The following is a 22,297-nucleotide window of genomic DNA, read 5'->3' as shown; positions in this document are numbered from 1 at the left end:
CGCCTCCTATTTTTCTTTTTCTGCCAAAGCGCTTATAACGTCGCTTTGATATACACGAACATAATCTACCTGCATCTGCTGTGGAAGGCATTCATCATCTGTTCCTGAACTTCCACCCCAGCTTCCGCCGTAAGCTATATTCATTATAAGATGAAATTCCTTATCAAAAGGCCATTCATCTTTTGTTACATTTTTACTATTTCCAACATATTCATCGGGATCGTAAGTAAATATTGTTTCACCATCCACGGTAAATATTAATTTGTCCGGTAGCCATTCGAATCCATATGTATGAAATTCTTCACTAACACCCTCGACTTTTTTTGCCCAACCTTTATTAGAGCCATCCAATCCATTGTATTTTTGACAATGCACATTTGAATGAATAATATTTTGCAAATATCCAACATGTTCCATTATGTCAATTTCTCCTGACATAGGCCATCCACCATATTCAGTAGTACTTGATGGAAGCATCCATATCGCGGGCCATGTTCCTTTTCCTTTAGGTAATTTTGCTTTAATTTCAAATTTACCATATCGGAAATCAGCTTTTCCTTTTGTTTTAATTCGGGCTGACGTATACATATCTTTCCCGAATTCATCCTGTTCTTTTCTAAGTTCGATTGTAAGCTTACCATCTTTTACCCAGGCATTTCCTTTGTCTGTGTATTTTTGCAGTTCGCCATTTCCCCAACCGCCTTGGCCTTTACCTATATCGTAAGTCCATTTGCTTTCATCAGGGAGTCCTTCATAATCAAACTCATCTGACCATACAAGTTTGTAATTCAAATTGCTATAGTCATAATCAAATCCATCTGCTTTGACATAATAATCAGCCGGTTTTGTTTCACCGTAATCATCATATCTGTCCGGAATACTATTTGCTATTCTTTCTTTGACTGTCTGAGTCTCTGTTTTATCTTTCGTATTATTTGTTTGGCTTTTATCAGAAGACTGGCAGGCCACCACAGCAAAAGCTGTGGCGAATATCATACATATTGCTGTCAGTTTTCGTTTCATTTTTATTCTCCTGTAATACCTGCGTTTTCAATACCTTCAATAAACTGTCTCTGTACGAGTGCATATAACAATAACAATGGAGCTATTGAAATTAATGTTGCCGCCATCTTACTTGCTTCATTTACACTACCTACATCGCTAGTTGTAAGATTGTTATCAAATAATGTTAACTGATTTGGTACCAACTCAATTGAATTACGCATCAATGTACTTGTTGAATATGTTTCATTCCAGTTAAATACGAATGCGAACATAAATACTACAAGAATTGTTGAAAGTGATAATCTGATTGCTACATGATAGAATACCTTTAATGCTCCGGCACCATCAATCATAGCTGCTTCATCTAATGATTTTGGAATCATATTGAAGAAGTTATAGAAAATCAAAATCAAAATTGTTGAATATGTTCCCTGTCCTAAAATAGACATTAAAAGCTGTGGAATGATAGTTCCTATTAATTTAACACCGATTGCAGTATTTAATGAATCTAACATGATAATTCTAGGTACTGTAAGGAGTGGTACCGGAAGGATAAATGCTAATACTATCATTCCAAACCATAATCCTTTACCTTTAAATGAATATCTTGATAAAGCAAATCCTGTTGTAGCAGAAACAATAGTCTGACCAAGTGCAAACAATGCTGAAACCCAAATTGAGTTAATCAATGAATGACTTACATCCAAAGTATTTGCTGCTTCTTTAAAGTTGCTTAATGTAAAATGCTTTGCAATCCATGTAATTGATGGATCAATCAAATCCTTAGCTGACATGATTGATTTTGATATCATTTCAAATATCGGCTCTAAGTATACAAATCCTATACAAATAAGAAGGAAATATATAGCAATTTTAGAAATAACATGAACAGCTTTTAATTTCTTTAATTTTGCAAAACTAAACTTATTCATTTTAGTCAAATCAATAACTGATTGATCATTTTTACTTGCCATATTTCTTTGCCTCCTTCTTTGCATATCTGTTTTGTTTCTTTAATCTCTTCATCTGCTGTTTTTCAAGTTTAGCCAATTTCTTTTCCTGTCTCTTTCTGTCTTTAATGTCTTTTGGCTTTCTTTCCTTAAATAACAATAAAACAAATCCTACAATTATTAATACGATTATACTGTAAATCCATGCATATGTTGCTGCATATCCTAAACCACTCGCCGTATCACCGGTCTGTTCAAGAATCAAGGTGTATACAGGGTTGATAGCTTCGTAAGTACCTAACTGAATTACTGTGAAGATTGTAATAATCATTCCAATCTGTCTTAACATTGGAATTGTAATCTTCCACATTATCTGCCAAGCATTAGCTGAGTCAATCTTAGCTGCTTCATAAATACTTACATTAATTTTCTGCAAACCGTTAATAAACAAAACGATTGGGATACCAGTAAACCATAAAATTATTGATAACTGATCAAATACCTGAGCAAGTGTTGTTGCTAATGGTGCTGAGTAACTCTGAATCATCTGCATAATGAAGATGTTTGAGTACTGATCAGCCGCATCAACTGCACCACTTACTTTCTGTGTAGCTTCTGCTGCCGCATTCTGTACATCAAGTAACTGTGACATTACAGGACCTGACATAATAATTACGGGCAGGAAGTAAATTGTTCTAAGTAATCCCTTACCTGTCTTAATCTTATTAAGAAGATACGCAATGATAAATGATAATACAACTACAATGAATGTATATGGAATTATCATCTTCAAATAACTAAGTAACGCTGGTAAGAAATCTGAGTTCTTAATAAACGCTGTTATATAGTTATTAATTCCTGCAAACTTAAGTACATAACCTGTTGCTGCTTTCTTAACGTTCATAAAACTCAAGAAAATAGTTGCAACAAACGGGAATAATGTAAAAAGTAAAAATCCTACAATCCAAGGTGCCATAAAAGCATATCCATATTTATTCTGTCTATGCTGATATGTCTGCATTTTCTTTTTGCCTTTTTCCTTTGGCTGTACTTTCTTTTGTTTAGTTTCTTTTTTATTTACGGCTTTTGCTTCTTCCTTTGCAGCTTTTTCTGCAGCCTTTAATGCTGCCTTTTCTGCTCTGGCTTCTGCTTTGCTCATTTTTTCTTCTTTTTCAATCTTAGCCAGTTTTTCTTCTATTATGGAATCACCACGGACAGGTTCTTCTTCCGGCTGAGATTTTTCTTCTTCTTTTTCTTTAGCTTCTTCCTCTTCTTCGTCTCTAAGACTTTTCATCTGAGCTCGAAGACTTGAACTTTGGGCTTTCTGTGGTTGAGTTATTTCTACAGATGCAATTTCTTCATCTGTAACAACACTTTCAACTTTTTCATCTTTCTCTGCTACAGTGTTTTCCACTGTAGCAGTTGTCTGTGTATCTACTGTTTCTGTCTTTGCTTCTTCAATATCTGAAGGTGTTACAATCTTATTTTCGTCTGCCATTAATTTACACCTCCTTCAATTACTGTTGCACTCTGAGCAGGAACTGATTCACCATTTATTGTTACTTCTTCATCTGTATAGTTGATGATTACTGTCTTTTCTCCATCATTTGATGTGTACTCATTAGCAATTACACCATCATCTAATACTTTTCTTCCAATCCATTCGCATCCCTTAACCTTTGATAACACATCATTTACTGTTGTGTAAATTGTATTAATCAAATCTTCATACTGATCGAACTCTGTTGAGTAGTAATCACACGATGTTGTTGATGCAAGTAAGTATGAAGGCTGCTGTGTTAACACGAATGATGGTGAAATATTATAATCAATCATCTTCAACATGTCAGCCTGTGAATAGAATGAGAAATTTGAATATGGTGCGTATACTTCCATTGTTCCATTTAATACCATCTGTAAGAAAGGAACTGAATCAGTTTCATATACATACTGAGACGTTCCTACAGGTGACTGTAAGTAACGGTCTGTATATTTCCATAAGTACTGATTTGGGCTATCCATATTAACTGTTGCCCCATTCTTCTTAATTTTTTCAAATGCCTTTTCATATAAGCTAATTGCCTGTGTAACAGTTGTTGTAGGTCCTGTACTGCTATGTGAACTTAATAATGTATTTGAGATACCTTTAACTGTTATTGAATTATTGTAATCACTAATTCTTTCGTATAAACTTGTTAACCAGTTTGCTGACTTTGTAGGTAATGCAAAACTAAAGTCAGTTACAGGTGAGTTTTCAGGCAATACTTTTGATTTATCTACTGTTAAATACTGAGTATTTAAATGCTTAGTTGCATTTCCATAGTAGTTAATCATCTTACTGTTAATTGATACGAAATCTCTTGAGAATGAAATATCAATTCCCTTGTCGCTAAATTCTTTCATAAGTTCTTTGAATTTGCCTTTTTTACCAATGTCCTTTGAGAACTTCCAATCACTTGGCTTTGCTAATGTTTCACCATTTTTCTGCCATCCCATAAGACCTGAATTAATATTTGTTATTCCATCTCCAATTAACTTATCTAAAATTTTCTTAACATCATCTGTTGTTGTTACGGCCACTTCCTGTGTTCCAAATACACCTTTTTTAGAATCTGACATTAAGAAATCGATTCTCATTGGGATATCTCCCTCTTCATCTTCCTTAACTGTCAATATTCCTTCTTCGATAAGATGTTCTCTGTATGCTTTTGCCATTCCTGTATAATCAGCTGCAGGTTCGCCGTTACTTCCATCTCCGTAAAGGAAATCGTATGTCATATCAATATCAAATTCATTTGCCTTATCCTGAGTCTTACGATAAGCATCACCTGCCTGGTTTGTAACCTGATAGAATTCTGTATTGTAAGAGAATTTAGGATATGCATATGTATATCTGATTTTGTTCTTGTCCGTAGATGATGGAGTTGCAATAATTGTCATAAATTCATCGCCACTATCTGCATATGCAACAAACGCTGACTGAGTTCCATCACCTTGTGAAACGCCAAATACAGGCATTACCGGATCTTCAAGTGGAACTGAATCATCAAGTGCACTGTAGTAATACATATAACTTGATAAATCACTTCCATAAACATCTCCTGTGTAATCACTGAACTTTGATGTATTTTCTGCGAATCTGATTAAACTTCCACTTCCATCAGGTACAAATACATAACCAGGTGTTAAATATTTTTTTTGAAGGTCTGTCCAATCTTTTTCTTTTTCATTATATACAGTTTGTACACCACCACTTGCTCCTAAGAAAGGAGTAATTGATATTGATGAAAGTTTCTTAATACCCTTACCTGAAATTCCATCGTAAGGAATATTGTAATTGATGCTTCCGTCATCACCTAAAGTAATCATAACTTCAACACCAATTTCAGCTTTATCAAATACAGCATTTAATTTCCACTGTTTTCCATTAGAACCACTTACTTCTTCAAGTGATGAATCACCATCTTTATCATCATATGATGCTGAAGCGTATGTAGTTGTTGTCATACTTTCTCCGCTTCCTTTGAAACATTCAATTGAAATTAATGAATTAGCAATTCCAGTGTACTGTTCATTCATTGATTCTTCAATTGGAGTATTGGCAATTTCTCTAACCTGAACTTTAGTCATTTTCCATTTTTCTGCTAGTCTTTCAACTGTATAATGGCCTTCACCATTTACTGCATCTTTAGCATCTTCAACCTGCTTTTTAAACGGAACGTCTAAACCTGTTTTCCAGACATATCCTGTTGCCTTATCTTCAATAGCAAATATATCTCTGTCTTCTCTATAATAATATGCAACCTTATCAGACTCATATATTTTTTCAAAAGCTGAAGAAACACTCATTGCTGACTTTGATCTTTCAGGTGCCTTTCTTGTATCTCTGTTTGTATTAAGATAGGAACCATTTACTGCAACTCCTGCTGAAAGGACTGTTATGAGAGATGCTGATATTATTTTATTTATAACTTTTTTATTTACCTGTAACATTTCTTATAATCTCCTTTCCTATTGTAATTAAGAAGCCTGATAACTGTTCCCACATGATAATTACGATAAGTACTACGATTGCTGCAATGAGCATAAATACAAATGTAATAATCAAACTTACTACTGTTTCTTTAAAACTGTAATCATGTACAGTTGATAATCCCTGGAATACCAGTACTAATGACCAGCCGATACCAACAATTAAGATTACTGTAAGAATGAATGCTTCATTATATGTCAAACCATAAGACATAACAATTACTGCTATCATTGATATTAAAGCAGGAATTGCACCATATGCAGGAATCATATAAACCTGCTTAAATGTTCCATCACCATCTGTAATTGATGTAACAAGATAGTTACAAATAACAAATAAAATTACGATTGCGAAGAAACCGATTACTACTGCGCTGATATCCATATCTTCAATATCTGTGTACTGATAAATAAATCCTTTGCTTGTCTTATAAATCATATAAACAATAAAGAATACTATGTATATAATACTTGCAGCGATAACTGAACCATTCTTTCCTACACGGATATCATAATATCTGTCAATTGGGTGTTTACATATCTTAAATGCATATCCTAACTCTCCAATTACAGGCACTTCTTTTAACTTCTTACCGAGGGCTCTCTTTTTCTTCTTTAATACTTTCTTTCTGTCAATTAAAACAATCAATACTTTTACAACAATAAGAATAAAGATGATAAGCATTACCCACCATAAATTGTTCTGAATTACTTCATTACGAACTTCCCAGAATGCATTTGAATAATCGTTTCTGTTTCCGGCAATTTCAAAATGTTCCATTGCGTCTGAATATTCTTCTGCATTGTAATATGCTTTACCTACACCATTGTGTGCAAGTACTGACATCTGGTTTAATCGAAGAACTGTTGACCAGTCTTCAAGTGATGCTGCATATTCACCATTTTCATATTCATCTAAGGCTTTATAAATTGTCTTAGCATAATCTGTTGGAATAAATGACTGTAAATATCCTTTATCTCCATCTGCTGTCCAAATATTATAATTATTATCTGTAGCAATTGTTGTAAGTGATGAGAATAAACCTGAAATATCAAGGTTCTTTACATTTGCGCCAAAATCAAAAATCAATTCTCCTGATTTTGTGTAAACTGTAATATATCCTGTAGTATCACTTGCATAAATTATTCCTCTGTCATCAACTGAAACATCTGTCAAACTTGCATGTGCCGCAACAGCGTTTTGGAACATGTTTCCACCGTTTGTACTATGTTTCTTTAATAAGTCATCACCTTTTCCCATACTTGTTGTATAAACAGTACCTGTCTCATCAACATAAATATTAGAAAATGTAGGTGGTGCTGTGTTTAACAGTGCAGATTTTTCTTCCTGCTCTTTTGTATAAATAGCTTTCAAGAATGCCTGCTGTGGTGTCAATCTTGTTTTATTTGATGTAAAATATCCAAGAAATTCACCTGTATAACTCAACTGAATTATACCTGTATTAACACCTTCTGACACGATAAAGATGTTTCCACCTTTATCAACTGCCACTTTACTTGGTTCGTAGTTTGTGTCACCAAATATTGGAGCTGTTGGAGTTTCAAATGCTGTCAAGTAATTGTAATTTGAATCAAATTTGAAAACAGCTTTTTCTCCGCCATCAGCAACATAAAGTGTTCCATCATCTGTACGGAATATACCCTTAGGAGTTGTAAATCCTTTGAAATCTGTTCCCTTGTAAATATCATCATCACCTGAGATTATATGTAAAACCTTCTCTGAATTTAAATCGTATATTACAATTCTTGTATTTCCTGTATCGCAGATGTACATAATATTGTTTTCATCAATTATTATGTCTGAAGGATTTTTCAATCCTAAATTAGTAATTGTTCTATCTGGCAAGTAAGCATCCTGTGTTCTTACACGCTCATTGTTATCATCCAAAGTGTATGTATAACTTGTAGCCTGGGATGCACTAACCGGAAGAACTGTCATTATCATCATCATTAATGCCATTATAAACACTAATGGTTTCTTCATATTTCTCTTCATCTTCCGGTCCTCCTTACTTAATACCTGAATGGCTCATAGTGTTCATAACCTGAGACTGCATACAGATAAAGATAATCAAGTTAGGTACAAACAATATCATCGAAGCTGCTGCTGAAATACCAGCCGCTGCAACTACGTTATTAACACTGATAGAGTTTACATAGTAGTTTAATGTTCTCAATGTTTCATTTGTAATGTAGTTGTTTGATGATTCTACGTTGTTCCATACTGCCTGGAATGTAAGCACAATAGATGTAGCCAAAGCAGGTCTTGTTAATGGAATAATAACTTTTCTTAAAATAGTAATATCTCCTGCGCCATCAACTACGGCTGCTTCTATTAAAGCATCAGGTATACCATCAACGAACTGCTTAACTAAGAACAAACCTACCGGCATTGCAATCAAAGGCAAAATATGTGCAAGCCATGTATTGTAAATTCCTAATTTAACAATAATAATAAATCTTGGAATGGCAACAGCTGTCATTACGAACATAAGGGCTGCCTGGTTGATTTCCCATAAAGCACCTTTAATCTTAAATTTCTTTTTTGAGAATACATATGCTGCCATTATTGTAATAATTACATTCAAGATTACTGTAAGAACTGTTACAATAAGTGAGTTCAAAAAGTATCTTGACATTGGAATACCTGTAGCTCCTGCTAAGTTAAACAGATTCTTAAAGTTATCCAATGTTGGATTGTGAACAAAAATTGTTGGTGGGAATCTAAACAATTCACCTAAAGGCTTAAACGCCTGACATATTATAAAAATTACAGGGAGTATCATAAATATTGACAATGGAAATGCAATAATGTGGAATTTTATTTGCCCTGTTGAAAATCTTGTTGGGTTAATTCTATTACCTTGAAAATTTGCCATTCTATTTCTCCTCCCTTTTAAAATTCATCTTTTTCAGTAAACAACTTATTTGCTACCTGGCTACAAATCCATACTAAAGCAAGTAATGCTACTGAGATTGCAGCTGCATAACCCATTTCATAACGTAAGAATGCATAATCATCAATATGGTTAGCAATTAACTGTCCTGAATAATCCGGTGTTGGGTTGGCACCTGCTAAAGCAACACCAATCCATCCCATGTTAAACGCATTTACAATCGCCATAACCGCACCGAATAACATCTGTGGTTTCATTGATGGGACTGTAATGTAAATGATTTCCTGTGCTCTGTTCTTTATACCATCCACATAAGCTGCTTCGTATAATTCCTGATCGATATTTAAAATACCTGAAAGCATTGATAAGAATCCAATACCCATTGATGACCATAATGATACGAAAATCATAATCGGCATAAAGTAATCTGATGAAATCAACCATTGAATTGGCTGATCAATTATTCCAAATTTCTGTAAATATGCATTAGCTAAACCCGTCTGATCACCAGAGAAGATTGTCTTCCAAATTACTGTAATCAAAACCTGACCTACCATTGAAGGTGTGTACATAGCCAAAGCATATACTGTTCTGATTCTTGGTGTTACCTGAGCAAGTAACCAAGCCATTAAGAAAGATAATATATATCCTCCAATACCTACTACAATAGCGTACAATACAGTATTAGGTAATACATACTTCATAAATACTTCATCACCCGTGAGCAATGTTATATAGTTATGTAATCCCGCAAACTTTGGAGCGTTAATTACATCAAAATATGTAAATGACAATCCCATAGCTATTATAATAGGAAGTAAAATAAATGTTATAAATAAAAGTGCATATGGAAGGAAAAGTAAAAAGATTTTAAATCCTTCGCCAGATGCGTGTTTTTTATGATTGCGCTCTGCTATTGTTTTAGCCATCTTTTACTCCTCCTTTTCCGGTGCTGCCGCATCCTGATTTTCTTTAATCCAATCGTAACCCTGAAGTTTGAATTTCTTAACCATCACTTCATCTTCATCGTAGTATCCAAGTTCCTGCATCTTACGAATAATTTCTCTGTTTACATCAACCTTTGCTTCATCGACTGCAACCTGTGCCGCTGTTCCATCGAATACCATTGTTGTCCATATATTTGAAATTGTTCTTTCAAGTAAGTACTGACCCGGTGTTCTTGTTACATCAGTTACATAATTCATCTGATTTAAAATAACCTGCTTATCAGCTTCATCCATTGGGTTAGCTTTTAAAGCTTCAATATTTGCTGAAAGCCAGAAATATGTCTTACCGTATGTAGAACGAAGTGTGTTTGTATATTCAACCTGAACATCCTGACTTGTCCACCATTTAAGGAATTTCCAAGCCTGTTCCTTCTTATTAGACGATTTAAATATAGAAGCGCCTGAACCATTTGCTACGAATGTTCTGTCTACATATTCATTTCCATTTTCATCAGTTCTCTTTGTTCCGATATATGGAGCAATATCCCACTGTCCTTCTAATTCCTGTGCACCATTGTTAATCAATGTGTAATCTTCCATACCAATAATACCAATTGGCAATGTAGAATATCTAAATGAATTAAAGAAGTTCTGTACTGATGTATCAAGTGAGTATTTTGTAAATAAGTCTCCTAATACCTGTAATCCTTTAACTGATTCTTTTGTATCAATACCTGTTGTTACAATTCCATCTTCATTCTGCTTGTAAAGCTGTCCGCCATTCTGAAGAATCATTGGAGCTGTCTGATAGAACCACTTGTAACCTGTTGTACCAAGAGAAATATTATGATAGAAATTCATACCATATCTCTGAAGTGTAGGTAATATTTCAATTAAGTCATCCCATGTATCAGGAACCTGAATTCCTAAGTTGTCAAATATATCTGTTCTATATGCAATAACGTTGAAATCTGTTCTTTCAGGAATAGCATAAACTCCTTCATTATATACATATGAAACAAAACTTCCTGTTGGGAATCTCTTTGACACTGACCAGAAATCATCAAACTGTGTCATATCATATAAAGCACCACGGCTTGATAAGTCAAATGGCACGTAAGAAGCAAGTCCTAATACCATATCAGGTGTCTTATCAGCTGCAATAGCTAATGTAAGTTTATTTACATCAGGCATTGTTGCAATCTTAACTTTAATTCCTGTCTGTGGTGTAAACTGTGTATCAGCCATCTTCTGAAGTAAATCTACGTGAGTAATAGCACCGTTGTACCAAATCGTAAGTACGTCGTCTCCTGCCTGTTCAATATCTGTAGAATACTTAGATGAAGTAAATGTATTCATCAATGACTTTATTCCAACCCAGAGTGATCCACCAACCGAAGAGTTATTTGCTCCTAACTGGCTCTTATCACCATAAACATAAATTCTATCAAGTGTAATGCTGTTAGCTACAACTTCTGTTGTAAAGTTACTCATTGATTTTAATATTGAGTTTTCAGCTCCGGTTAAATCAGTTTTATGTAAAGCAATTTCATCCGGATATTTTGAAATATTCTTGATGAAAACTTCTGCCTGATCTAAATAAGTAAGAACTGCACCATCATTACCACCATCTGAATAATCCTGAAGCAAAAATCTTATATGCTGAATTAACGTTTCGTACGCATCAAGATAATCCTTAATCTCAGGAATGTATTTAGTCATTTTCCATTTTCTGTTTTTATCAATATTTGTACCTGTAATCTTTGTGATTTCAAGTTCAAAATCTGTCAAATGCTGTTCAATAAGTAAAGCATCTCTATACGCTTCCATAACAGGCTGGTTTTCCTGTTTAATCGTAATTGTATGTTCACCTTCTGTTAAATAGATTTCATAAGGAGTTCCTTCTTCATCAGCGAGTGTAAGGTTGTCCCAACCTGATGCTACATATGGAAACTGATAATTTTCTAATTCAGTAAATGGGACTTTTCCATCTATTTTAATTGTTTCAAAAGAACTGAATTCTTTCTTTTCATTTTTATAATGGAAGGCCAAGTTATAATTTCCTGTCTTAGCTACATTGAACTTATATGTAACTTCTGCACCTGCTTCTGACCATCCTAATGTATTTAATTTTTCATAATCGATGTTAAATCTTGTAAGTGATGAATTTGTGCTTGTTCCATAAATAGCACTTGTTGTATTTTTTGTATCATAATATACTGCGTCAATCTGAACATCTTCATCTGAGATATGTTTTTCATTGCTATGACTCTTAGCATAATCTTCGTATGAATCTGTGTCATCTTCTGCAGCTGCAGCAACTAAATCTCCAACTGCCAAGCCGCCTGATGAAACATTTTCGATTTCGATTGTATTTACGCCTTCTTCTAAATAGAAGCATAAAGGAGTTGTTGATGTATATGTATTATTATAAAGAGGAGATTCTAAATTCCAGTCTTTAACAACTTCCTGGCTTGGAGCCATTTCATCATTGTGACTGTCTAACGGAAATGTTTTAACTCCATCTTTATCAACTTCAACATCTTTATCTTTCCATGTAAGCGGTAAACTTATTGTATTCATTTCATTATACTTCTGTTCACCATCAATTTTAACGCTTACTGTGTAATTAGACATTGTGCTTCCTACTGAAGTGTAATCCAAATACAAATAGTACAATCCGCTCTTTTCAACTGAAATGTCATATTGAGCTACATCCTGATAATCTAATTCTTTCATCGGATTACTATTTTCTTTAACTTCTTCAGAAACATTTTCATTGTTTTTGTTCTGCTGATAATATTCTTCAGTTGATATTCCACCATTTACTGATGCAATATGTTTTCCTTCGCCTGTACTCAGAGAACTGTCAGCAATGAAATCTGTGTAATACTTTTCTGGTTGTGTGCCATCTTCTATATATGCATTGTTTAAAGTATCAAACGCCTTTTGTACTTCAGTAGCACTTGGATCTTTAACATATGTACCGGAGTTGCCAAGCGCAAACTTATATGCAAATATCGCTGCAACAATGACACATACAGCAACCAATCCGCTAATAATCTTTTTTTTCATTGTTGTCCTTTCTTTCTTGTTACAAAAGCGGAACTGCCCAAGTGAGTAGTTCCGCAATGATGTTAACAATCAGCTTTTATTTAAAATCAGCATCTGTGAATCCATAATATTCCTTTAAAGATTCCTTCAACTGTTCTGTAGCTGCTTCTAAATCTTTATTCATAGCTGTATTCCAGTCAGCCAATCTAGATTTTACATTGTCAACCCAGTCAGGGTCTGTCTGCCATGCGCCTGCTACATTTTCATCCCACATGTTTTCCCATTCATATAAACAGCTCTGTTTTTCACCATTTTCTGTAATTGATACCGGAGTTGTCTTATCTGAGTAATCCCATGTCTGTCCTTCTTTATATAAACGAACAACTTCTGCAAATCCAGGGAATTTTTCTGTATCTTTGTAAACTGCATGTGAATCGATTGAATACCAGATATCCATCTGTTCATCATATGCATCTCCAGTTACTACTGGGAATGTATCGTTCATAGCAGGTTTATATGATGTACCCTGAACCCATTCCTGATCTGCAATTGCCTGCTTAGCTTCTGTGCTTCCAGTCCAGTATGTTGCAAATGTGTAAGCAACTAATAACTGTTGTTTTTCTGAATCACTCCATTCAGCATTCTTATCATCTAACGCATAATTGTGTACACAGATTGGGTCAACTACTGTTCCTACTGTATTATCACAATATTCTGTAGATGGTCTTGGATAAATATCAAAGTCATCTGCCTGTACAACACCAAGTGTGCTCTTTGCATTAGGATCTGCTGCACTAGCAAGATACCAAGGATCATTTGAATCTGTTAATAATCTATTGTTACAGAAGTAATACCAGCTGTACTGACCACATTCCTTAGCAATTTCTTCTGAAAGATTTCCTGCACCTTCAGCAACGTCAACTGTTGTTTCAGCCCATTCAGGTACATATGTAAGCAAGTCTTTAACTGCATCTGAGTTAACATTAACTGTTCCATTCTCTAAGATGCTCTTATTAATATCTTCTGTCCCTGTTTCAATTAAACGTACAGGAGTGCTCTTGTCGCCCCAGAATGTTTCACAATCTGCTGACTTGATAAAATCTGTATATTCATCAATATCCCAATCAATATCAGGAACATCGATATTGTTTTCTGTTGCGAGTGATTTATTAACCCAAATACCCCAAGGAATTGAGTATGATGGCAATGCGCCCTGGAATCCCCAATAGTTCATTGTTGCCATAAGTGATTCATTGTATGCTTTGTATGAACTTTCATCTTTGTAAACTGATAAATCTGCAACTAAACCTTTCTTAATGTCATTAGGAACATCTGTTGATGCCCAAATATCAGGATATTTACCATGGTCTACTTTAAAGTTTTCAATTTCCTGATCCCATGTGTTTGTTCCGGCCTGGTTAGGATCACCTGATTTAGCAAAAAGGTTAATCTTTACATTAGGATATGTTTCATTAAACTTCTTAGCTACTGCATAAACTGCTGCAACGTTCTGTGCTTTAATGTCATCCTTTGTCCAATCCATATGTCCTATATCTTCATAATACTGACCATCACCTGACCATACCATGATTGATATGTCACCTTCTGCATCTTTGTTGAGGCCTGTGCTCATGTCTGCAGTATTATCTCCCTTAGAAGAACCGCCTCCATTTTTCTTATCGCCACAACCTGTAAAACCTGTAGCTCCTAAAACTACGCAAAGTGATAAAGCTAATGCTTTGCGGCTAAATTTTCTCATTATAACTTCCTCCTTCAAAAAATTTAAAAATTTCACCTACATTAGAATTCACATCGTGATTTCCTAATTCATATTCTAGCACACATATATGTACAAATCAACATAAAAAAACGATTTTACAAATCGTATTCTTGTATATTTTATACATTTTTGTTATTTCTCATTTTCCCAAACTTGTATACTTTGTTATTTAAAACCGTTTCATTTCTTTGTTAAATCATTCACAATTACTATATATAGACATTTTTTGTTGTATTTTTGCGATATTTGGTGGTAAAACCCTTTATTTATGCCACTTTCAGCCTTTTATTGTTTGTTATTATTTATTATTGTTTGTTATACACAATGAGCCAGACATATAAAATTTTATGTTTACATAAAATTTTATATATTTGGCGAATGTATAATCACCGAAAAGTAGCGTAGCGGATTTGAGGTGGTTATTCATGACGCAGTCATGTGTATAACAAACTTTTTTTTATTTACAACGAATATATAATCACCGAAAAGTAGCGCAGCGGATTTGAGGTGGTTATTCATGACGCAGTCATGTGTATAACAAACTTTTTTTATTTACAACGAATGTATAATCACCGAAAAGTAGCGCAGCGGATTTGAGGTGGTTATTCATGACGCAGTCATGTGTATAACAAACTTTTTTTTATTTACAACGAATGTATAATCACCGAAAAGTAGCGTAGCGGATTTGAGGTGGTTATTCATGACGCAGTCATGTGTATAACAAACTTTTTTTTATTTACAACGAATGTATAATCACCGAAAAGTAGCGCAGCGGATTTGAGGTGGTTATTCATGACGCAGTCATGTGTATAACAAACTTTTTTTATTCGTCTCATTGTGTATAACAAAAAAAGATAGAGCAAAACCGCATTTGCAAATTTTGCTCTATCTTTTTATTAAATATTAAATTCAATTAATTTTTAATTAAGCTTCTTTTCTCTTCTTTGAAAAGATAACAACTACTGAAGCTGCTGCAATTGCAACACCTGCGCAAGCGATAGGTGCGAAATCACCTGTTGCTACTGCAGAAGTATCTGTTGAATCTGTTACGCTTGTGCTTGCTGTATCTGTTGAAGCACTTGTTGTATCTGTGCTGTCTGCTGACGCATTATCATTTGATGCTGTATCTGTGCTTGCTGCCTTAGTTGCTGCAAGTGAGTAACCTGTACATTTAAGCTCTGTAGCGTATGTAGCATCACCATCATTTGGTTTTGTCTTTGAATACTGGTAAATAGCTCCCTTTGCTTGATCTGTTCCCTCAGCTCTGTCACCAAAATCACCACCGATACCAAAGTAAATTGAATCAGCATCTACTTTAGCCTTGAAAGTAACATCATACTTTGTTGTCTTTCCAGCCTTTAACTGAATCCAATCACCATATGCAATATCATCACCTGTTGCAATCTTGATAAATACCCATTTATCACACTTGCTTGATGTCATATTAAACTTAAGCTGATATTCATCGCCTTTTTTAATCTTAAGGTTCTGCTGGAATACCTGACCTCCCCAGCATCCGCCCCAACCGATAGCGTCCATGTTAGCTGTCCAGCTTGTATCTGTTGAGCTCTTTAATTCACCATATGCTCCTTCATACCATCCTTCGTTCTGTCCGAAATAGCTTCCCCAGCTAGCGGCAAAACATGATGTTGTCATAGCAACTGTAAGTGCCATTGCTGCTACAGCTGCTGCAAATTTCTTTACTAACTTCATTTTAATCTCCTCCTATTTCATAGTGCGAAATGACTATTTCGCAAGTTAACCATAGTATATCACGCGCAATTTTAATATTCAATAAATAAAACCGTTTTTATGGGTGTTTTATACATATTCGCCAACTTTTCTCCCTTTACAATGTATATTATTACTAGTAAATTTGTTATTTTGATATAGTTTTCTCTTATTTATATTTAAATTGCATATTTTTCAACGCATTTTTTGTAAATCAATCTTTTTTCTTTTCTTATTTTAATATTGTCTTTTCTATCTTATTAGTATATTTGTGTAAACCTAAAATCCACTTCATCTGTTCAAAGTGGCTTTCAGTTTTTCACTTCACGTAATATATTCGTTTTATTATCAAATATAGTGTATATTGATTTTTTCATTCTTTCCACTTACAATAATAAAAGGCATTTTTTTAATTGTAATATTCCAACTAAATATATTTGCGACTACAATTATACGAATGCAATAATGATATAAGGAGAATACTAAATAATATGATACGACTTATTATTTTAGCCATCTTTTTGGTAATTTATTTAATCGTTTCTCTGCCATTTATGTTGGTTGAATTAATCATTCAGCAGTTTAACATGAATCTTAGAAGCGTAATTTGTTTAAAATGGGTACAATTTGGATTTTGGATTGTAATGAAAATTAGCGGTGTTAAAACTGAAGTTAAAGGATTAGAAAACATTCCCGATGATACTTCTGTTTTATTTGCATCAAACCACAAAAGTTACTTTGACATTGTTACTACATATCAATATATGAAACGCCCTACAGGTTACATTGCTAAAGCTGAAATGAAAAAAATTCCATTATTAAGCTGGATTATGTACTTTGTTAACTGTCTTTTTCTCGACAGAGAAAATCCACGTAAAGGCCTAAAGACAATTCAAAAAGGTACTGACTATTTACAAAACGGTGTTTCAATGTTCATCTGTCCTGAAGGAACACGTTCAAAAACTAACGAAATGCTTCCTTTTAAAGAGGGTAGTTTAAAAATGGCCATTAAAGCTAAAAAACCTATCGTTCCTGTTGGAATTATTAATTCGGCGGCAATTTTTGAAGAACATTTTCCAAAAATAAAACCGGGCACTGTAAAAATCATTTTTGGAAAGCCAATTGAAACAAAGGATTTAAGCAGACCTGAACAACGTGAACTTACTTCACATGTTCAGGAATGTGTAGCTAGACTTCTTGATGAAAATAAATAGATTCTTTAATTTACAACATATTTTTATATTATGTTGTAAATTTTTGTTTTAAATGCTAAAATATTGAAAGAATTTTATATAGGAGGTAAGTAATGAAGGCACTTACAATAACACTTATCGTAATAATTGCCGTTTTACTTGTTGCTTTCGTTGTTTTATATTTCTTAGGAAGAAAAGCGGAAAAGAAGCAGGCTGAACAGCAGAAAACTTTAGAAGCAAATGCTCAGACAGTTAATTTATTAGTAATCGATAAAAAGAAACTAAAATTAAAGGAAGCCGGACTTCCAAGTATCGTTGTTGAACAGACACCTAAATACATGAGAAGAGCTAAACTTCCAATCGTAAAAGTAAAAGCCGGTCCTAAGGTTATGAACCTTATTTGCGACGGAAAGATTTTTGACCAGATTCTTCCTAAGCAGGAAATCAAAGCTACTGTAAGCGGAATTTACATCACTAACTTTAAGAGAATCCGTGGTCCTGTATATGAACCACCTAAGAAAAAAGGTCTCTTTGGTAAGAAAAAGAAATAACAACTATAATAAAAAACAGATTATGTTGTCACAAGTTACAAAAGCAAATGATTAAATGTTGCTTTATGCAAACTGTATTATGACATCATAATCTGTTTTTTATTCGTTTTTCAAGGATAGACGAAACCTAGCACTTTTCTCGATTTTTAAATCATGAGTAAAATCTAGCACTTTTCTATATTAGTTTCTAAATTTTTATTTTACTTTATTTTCAACTTTAATAACTATATTATTTGTTGAAACACTGCTTCCATTAATAAACAATTCATATTTAACTGTTGCTTCAATAACTTCATCTGATTCATCAAGCATCACAGCATCTGTTTTTGTTTCCATAAGGAATTCACCAAACATCGTACTGTAAATTGATTGATAAGACTTTTCTTCCTGAAAGCATAATTTTGAACTAATGCCTCCTCGTTTTGTAACTTCTACATATTCCGAAGTTATCTTTATCATATTTTTAATTGTCTTACCACTTTCTTCATCAATTTCATCATAAAGCAAATAATGTTTTCCATTTTTAAGATAATACTTTCCAGGTGTAATAACCTCTACATCTTCGTCGGTGTCTTCGGTAACTCTTAATCCTTTTATTGAAATAATTACTTCTTCATTCATAGTTTTTATTTATCTCTTTCTATTTTTTGTTCTTTATTTATCAAATATGTATATTTTTTTCTTTTTTGGGAACTCTCTATATAAATAATATTGTTGCAATAAATTACATTGTGGATTAACACATATCATTTATTCTAACAGTCCGCAACCCCACTTAGATTTAAATTATTTTACACATAATTATTTTTTACTTTGCACATAGTTATTTATTTTTTATTTGGCACATAATTATTTATTTTTTTACTTTGCACATAGTTATTTATTTTTTATAGAGGAGTATTTACATGTTACATATAAATAAATTTTTTGTTTCTGTTATATTTGTTGTTTCTTTTTTCGCTCTTGCAATTATGCATAATTCAAAATCATATAAGGTACAAAATGACCTTAGCAATTGTGTTATCCGTTTCCATGTTAAGGCAAATAGTGATACCATTCCAGACCAAAATTTAAAATTAAAAGTCAAAGACAATGTTGTCGGCTATATGAATCAGCATTCTTCTGAATTCACTTCTTTAGAAGATGCCAAACAATTCATTGCCTCTCACGATAAAGATTTAAAGGAAATAGCTAACACTGTCATAAAAAATAATGGCTATGATTACGCTATCTCTTCCTCATTTGGCTTAGATGATTTCCCGGTAAAAAAATACGGTGATATGTCATTTCCTTCCGGAACTTATCTTTCTTATACAATGTATATAGGAAGCGGAGAAGGTCATAACTGGTGGTGCGTTCTTTATCCACCTTTATGCTTTGTTGATGCATCTTCCGGTATTCTTCCCGAATCATCGAAAGAAATTATCAAAGAAAATATCTCCGAGGAAGATTATAGTTATATTTCAGAAGACAACACTGTTTTCCGCTTCAAATATTTAACGTTTTTAAATAAATTATTTAAATAAATTCCGTAAGATAAAGCTTAAATAAATTTTGTAAGATAAAGCTGACTCACAAACTCTTTTCCTGATAATGCATCCATTGATTGTTTAGCTTTCTCTTCATCATCATATATACCAAAGACTGTAGGTCCGCTTCCACTCATTAATGCATTGACTGCTCCATTTGATTTCAAAATATCCTTAACCTTCTGAATAATTGGATATTCAGGAATTGTTACATCTTCCATTACATTTGCAATCTTTTCACACATTCCGTATAAATCACCTGCTTTTATAGATTCGATTATTCCATCTATGTCAGGATGATTTTCTATCTGCGCCGGGCGTATATGGCTGTAAACAAATTTTGTTGAAACAAATGCGTCCGGCTTTGCAATTATCACATAACACTTTGGCGGTGTAGGTAAATCTGTCAATATTTCACCTATGCCCTGCGCTCTTTTTGTTCCACCTACTATGCAATAAGGCACATCCGCTCCAAGCTTTACACCGTATTCCTGTAACTGTTCATCTGTAAGCCCTAATTGAAATAACTGATTCACACCTCTTAATACAGCTGCACAATCAGCACTTCCTCCTGCCATTCCTCCTGCTATAGGTATTCTCTTATTTATATGAATTTTAACTTTTGATTTTATATCATAAGCTTCCATTAATACTTTTGCAGCCATAAAAGCTAGGTTTCCTTTATCATTTGGCAAAATATCTGCATCAGTGCTTACTTCTATTTCATAAGTTTGCGTGCCATCTTCCCTTGATATTATTACATCATCATACACACCTACTGTCTGCATAATCATATCCAAATCATGGTAACCATCTTCTCTTTTTCTTATAACGTCAAGTCCTATGTTTATTTTTCCATAAGCTTTTAATTCAATTTTATCCATATTCTGTACTTAACCTTTCAAACAATCAAATACGCTTCTACTTACGCCATATCAGTATACTAATTTCTTTTACTCATTACAAGTTTACTTAGGCAAAAGCATTCTCCATATATTCCATTAAAGATTTTTGTAAACAAAAGTATCCTACTTTTACTCATTACAGGTTTTCGTAAGCAAAAGTCTTTCTCCCTCTTTTATTCTGGAGTTTTCCAACTTGTTTACATTAATTATCTGTGTCATTGTTGTAAAATTAGATTTTGCAATATTCCACAGAGTATCATCTCTCTGAACTATATAACCAACTAAATCCGGAACTTCATTTAACATTTCACTATCATACTCTTTTACTTCAACTTCATTTATAACCTGCATATCACATTTTTTGAACACGATAGCTTCAAGTGCAACTACGGCTTTAACTTCAATTTCACTGCTGTTTACCATATTTGTATTTACCTGTTCTACGCGCCATTTAACATAGTATGAATCATCTTTACTTATGCCGTCTGCATCAATTCTGTGTTCAAATTCCCAGCTGTCTTCTTTTGCACAAACAGGTCTCTTGTCATCTGAAGAAATGTACATTATACATGCTTTCATTTTTCCTTTAGCCACGATTCCGTTATCAACAATTTCAATATTGTCTATTTTCAAATCTGCTGTACTGCTGCAAATCTGCAAAGCATTTCCTTTAGACTGATCAAGTTCAATTTTCTTTACTGTTTTTGTTCTGGATGCATTCTTCACAAGCAATTTTTTATAGCATACGTCTTTTAATTTTGTCTGTACATTTTTAGTTGGTGAATATATATCCATTAAAATTTCAGTTTTATTTTCCTTATAAAGTTTTATCTCTAATTGCAAAACTGCGTCTATCGAAAGTTCCCTATTTTCTCCCTCTTCATTTTCATTTAAATGTATTTTTCCATCCTGTAGCGTCACATTTATAAATGAAATTAAATCTTCTGTAGCTTCACTCATTTCCAAATTATCCTTAAAATCTACGGTCGTTTCTATCCACTGATTAGGCATATCTGCTTCCTCTGGCAAATACATAATAAACACATACATTTCACCGGATACATTTATCATTCCATCATTTACTCTTGATGTCACATTTTTAAGTTTCAACTCTTTCCATACTATTCTATCTGCTGCCGGCTTAACTCCCGGTATATACACGCTTTCTTTTATGCGTATGTTTTCAGTTTGTTCAGCAACTACGGACATTGTTTCTACCGTATCATTTAATACTTCCATCCCTCTACTGTTTTCCATCTTATCCGGAAATTCTATGCTTTCAAGCCCTTCTGACACAGCTGAAATCAAAATTTCTGCCCTTAATGCAAATTTTCTAGAGTTATATAGTTTCACATTTGAACTATCAACTTCCATTTTCACATCAACAATACTATTTTCATCTGTGTTTCCAATTCTTAATGTTTCCTCAAATGGAATTTCTCCCTCTATTCCATACACCATATCTGAATCATTTGTATAATACAAAATATTGTAATTTATGTATCCATTTAATATGACCTGGTCAGTTTCGGGTGTAACTTTATCCAATTGAATTTCTGTTTTTTCCCTTACAATATTGTAAATTTCCGGAAAAACCTCTGATACATTCACTTCTTCATTTACATACATTTTGTTAGCAGCCTGCCCTGCCTTATTTCTCAAATATACATTATTTTTAACTAATTCCATATGCCCTCCCATT

Annotated in this window: 16 protein-coding genes; 3 read left to right on the top strand and 13 right to left on the bottom strand. The window is 33.6% G+C overall.

Annotated elements, in window-relative coordinates:
• Positions 1–6: 6 nt before the first annotated feature.
• From CCC31_RS08965 to CCC31_RS08920, 10 genes are all read right to left on the bottom strand, one after another.
• The gene (locus CCC31_RS08965; RefSeq protein WP_022088816.1) at positions 7–1,023 is read right to left on the bottom strand and encodes a glycoside hydrolase family 16 protein; all 1,017 of its coding nucleotides are present in this window, start codon (positions 1,021–1,023) and stop codon (positions 7–9) included.
• A 2-nt stretch (positions 1,024–1,025) separates the two neighbouring features.
• Positions 1,026–1,979 (bottom strand): carbohydrate ABC transporter permease, encoded by a 954-nt coding sequence (locus tag CCC31_RS08960; protein WP_022088815.1) that lies wholly within the window; start codon positions 1,977–1,979, stop codon positions 1,026–1,028.
• Positions 1,969–3,453, bottom strand: coding sequence for a sugar ABC transporter permease (locus tag CCC31_RS08955; RefSeq protein ID WP_022088814.1), 1,485 nt, complete (start codon positions 3,451–3,453; stop codon positions 1,969–1,971). Before CCC31_RS08955 ends, CCC31_RS08960 begins: the two co-directional genes overlap by 11 nt.
• On the bottom strand, positions 3,453–5,948 hold the full coding sequence (locus CCC31_RS08950) for a DUF5696 domain-containing protein (RefSeq protein WP_290850988.1): 2,496 nt from the start codon (positions 5,946–5,948) through the stop codon (positions 3,453–3,455). The genes CCC31_RS08955 and CCC31_RS08950 overlap by 1 nt, the downstream gene beginning before the upstream one ends.
• Positions 5,932–8,004, bottom strand: a complete 2,073-nt coding sequence (locus CCC31_RS08945; protein WP_022088812.1) for a YIP1 family protein — start codon at positions 8,002–8,004, stop codon at positions 5,932–5,934. The genes CCC31_RS08950 and CCC31_RS08945 overlap by 17 nt, the downstream gene beginning before the upstream one ends.
• Positions 8,005–8,017: 13 nt before the next feature.
• Positions 8,018–8,887 (bottom strand): carbohydrate ABC transporter permease, encoded by an 870-nt coding sequence (locus tag CCC31_RS08940; RefSeq protein ID WP_022088811.1) that lies wholly within the window; start codon positions 8,885–8,887, stop codon positions 8,018–8,020.
• Between the two features lie 17 nt (positions 8,888–8,904).
• Complete coding sequence (locus CCC31_RS08935; RefSeq protein WP_022088810.1) at positions 8,905–9,834, bottom strand: sugar ABC transporter permease; 930 nt, start codon at positions 9,832–9,834, stop codon at positions 8,905–8,907.
• A gap of 3 nt (positions 9,835–9,837) precedes the next feature.
• On the bottom strand, positions 9,838–12,927 hold the full coding sequence (locus CCC31_RS08930; protein ID WP_117910606.1) for an extracellular solute-binding protein: 3,090 nt from the start codon (positions 12,925–12,927) through the stop codon (positions 9,838–9,840).
• 76 nt (positions 12,928–13,003) lie between these two features.
• Positions 13,004–14,665 (bottom strand): hypothetical protein, encoded by a 1,662-nt coding sequence (locus CCC31_RS08925; protein WP_117910605.1) that lies wholly within the window; start codon positions 14,663–14,665, stop codon positions 13,004–13,006.
• A gap of 945 nt (positions 14,666–15,610) precedes the next feature.
• Positions 15,611–16,399: a hypothetical protein gene (locus CCC31_RS08920; RefSeq protein ID WP_147586640.1), complete on the bottom strand. Its 789-nt coding sequence runs from the start codon at positions 16,397–16,399 to the stop codon at positions 15,611–15,613.
• Positions 16,400–16,908: 509 nt separating this feature from the next.
• Here CCC31_RS08920 and CCC31_RS08915 point away from each other — a divergent pair.
• Both CCC31_RS08915 and CCC31_RS08910 read left to right on the top strand, forming a co-directional pair.
• Positions 16,909–17,631 (top strand): lysophospholipid acyltransferase family protein, encoded by a 723-nt coding sequence (locus CCC31_RS08915; protein WP_290850982.1) that lies wholly within the window; start codon positions 16,909–16,911, stop codon positions 17,629–17,631.
• Positions 17,632–17,723: 92 nt separating this feature from the next.
• Entirely contained in the window at positions 17,724–18,161 is a 438-nt protein-coding gene (locus CCC31_RS08910; protein WP_022088805.1) for a hypothetical protein, read from the top strand.
• A gap of 195 nt (positions 18,162–18,356) precedes the next feature.
• Here CCC31_RS08910 and CCC31_RS08905 read toward each other — a convergent pair whose 3' ends face one another.
• Entirely contained in the window at positions 18,357–18,782 is a 426-nt protein-coding gene (locus tag CCC31_RS08905) for a DUF1934 domain-containing protein (RefSeq protein WP_022088804.1), read from the bottom strand.
• 284 nt (positions 18,783–19,066) lie between these two features.
• Here CCC31_RS08905 and spoIIR point away from each other — a divergent pair, with 284 nt between their 5' ends.
• A complete protein-coding gene (gene spoIIR / locus CCC31_RS08900) occupies positions 19,067–19,687 on the top strand; it encodes a stage II sporulation protein R (RefSeq protein ID WP_290850979.1) in 621 nt (206 codons plus the stop codon).
• A 17-nt stretch (positions 19,688–19,704) separates the two neighbouring features.
• Here spoIIR and ispE read toward each other — a convergent pair whose 3' ends face one another.
• Entirely contained in the window at positions 19,705–20,574 is an 870-nt protein-coding gene (gene ispE, locus CCC31_RS08895; protein WP_290850977.1) for a 4-(cytidine 5'-diphospho)-2-C-methyl-D-erythritol kinase, read from the bottom strand.
• Positions 20,575–20,724: 150 nt separating this feature from the next.
• On the bottom strand, positions 20,725–22,284 hold the full coding sequence (locus tag CCC31_RS08890) for an SPOCS domain-containing protein (RefSeq protein WP_260978915.1): 1,560 nt from the start codon (positions 22,282–22,284) through the stop codon (positions 20,725–20,727).
• Positions 22,285–22,297 lie beyond the last annotated feature (13 nt).

The organism is Eubacterium sp. LMAG:50 (assembly GCF_008680265.1).
Taxonomy (GTDB): Bacteria; Bacillota; Clostridia; order Lachnospirales; family Lachnospiraceae; genus Eubacterium_U; species Eubacterium_U album.
Note: the sequence above shows the minus strand (reverse complement) of the source record. Positions and strands in the feature narration are given on the sequence as shown.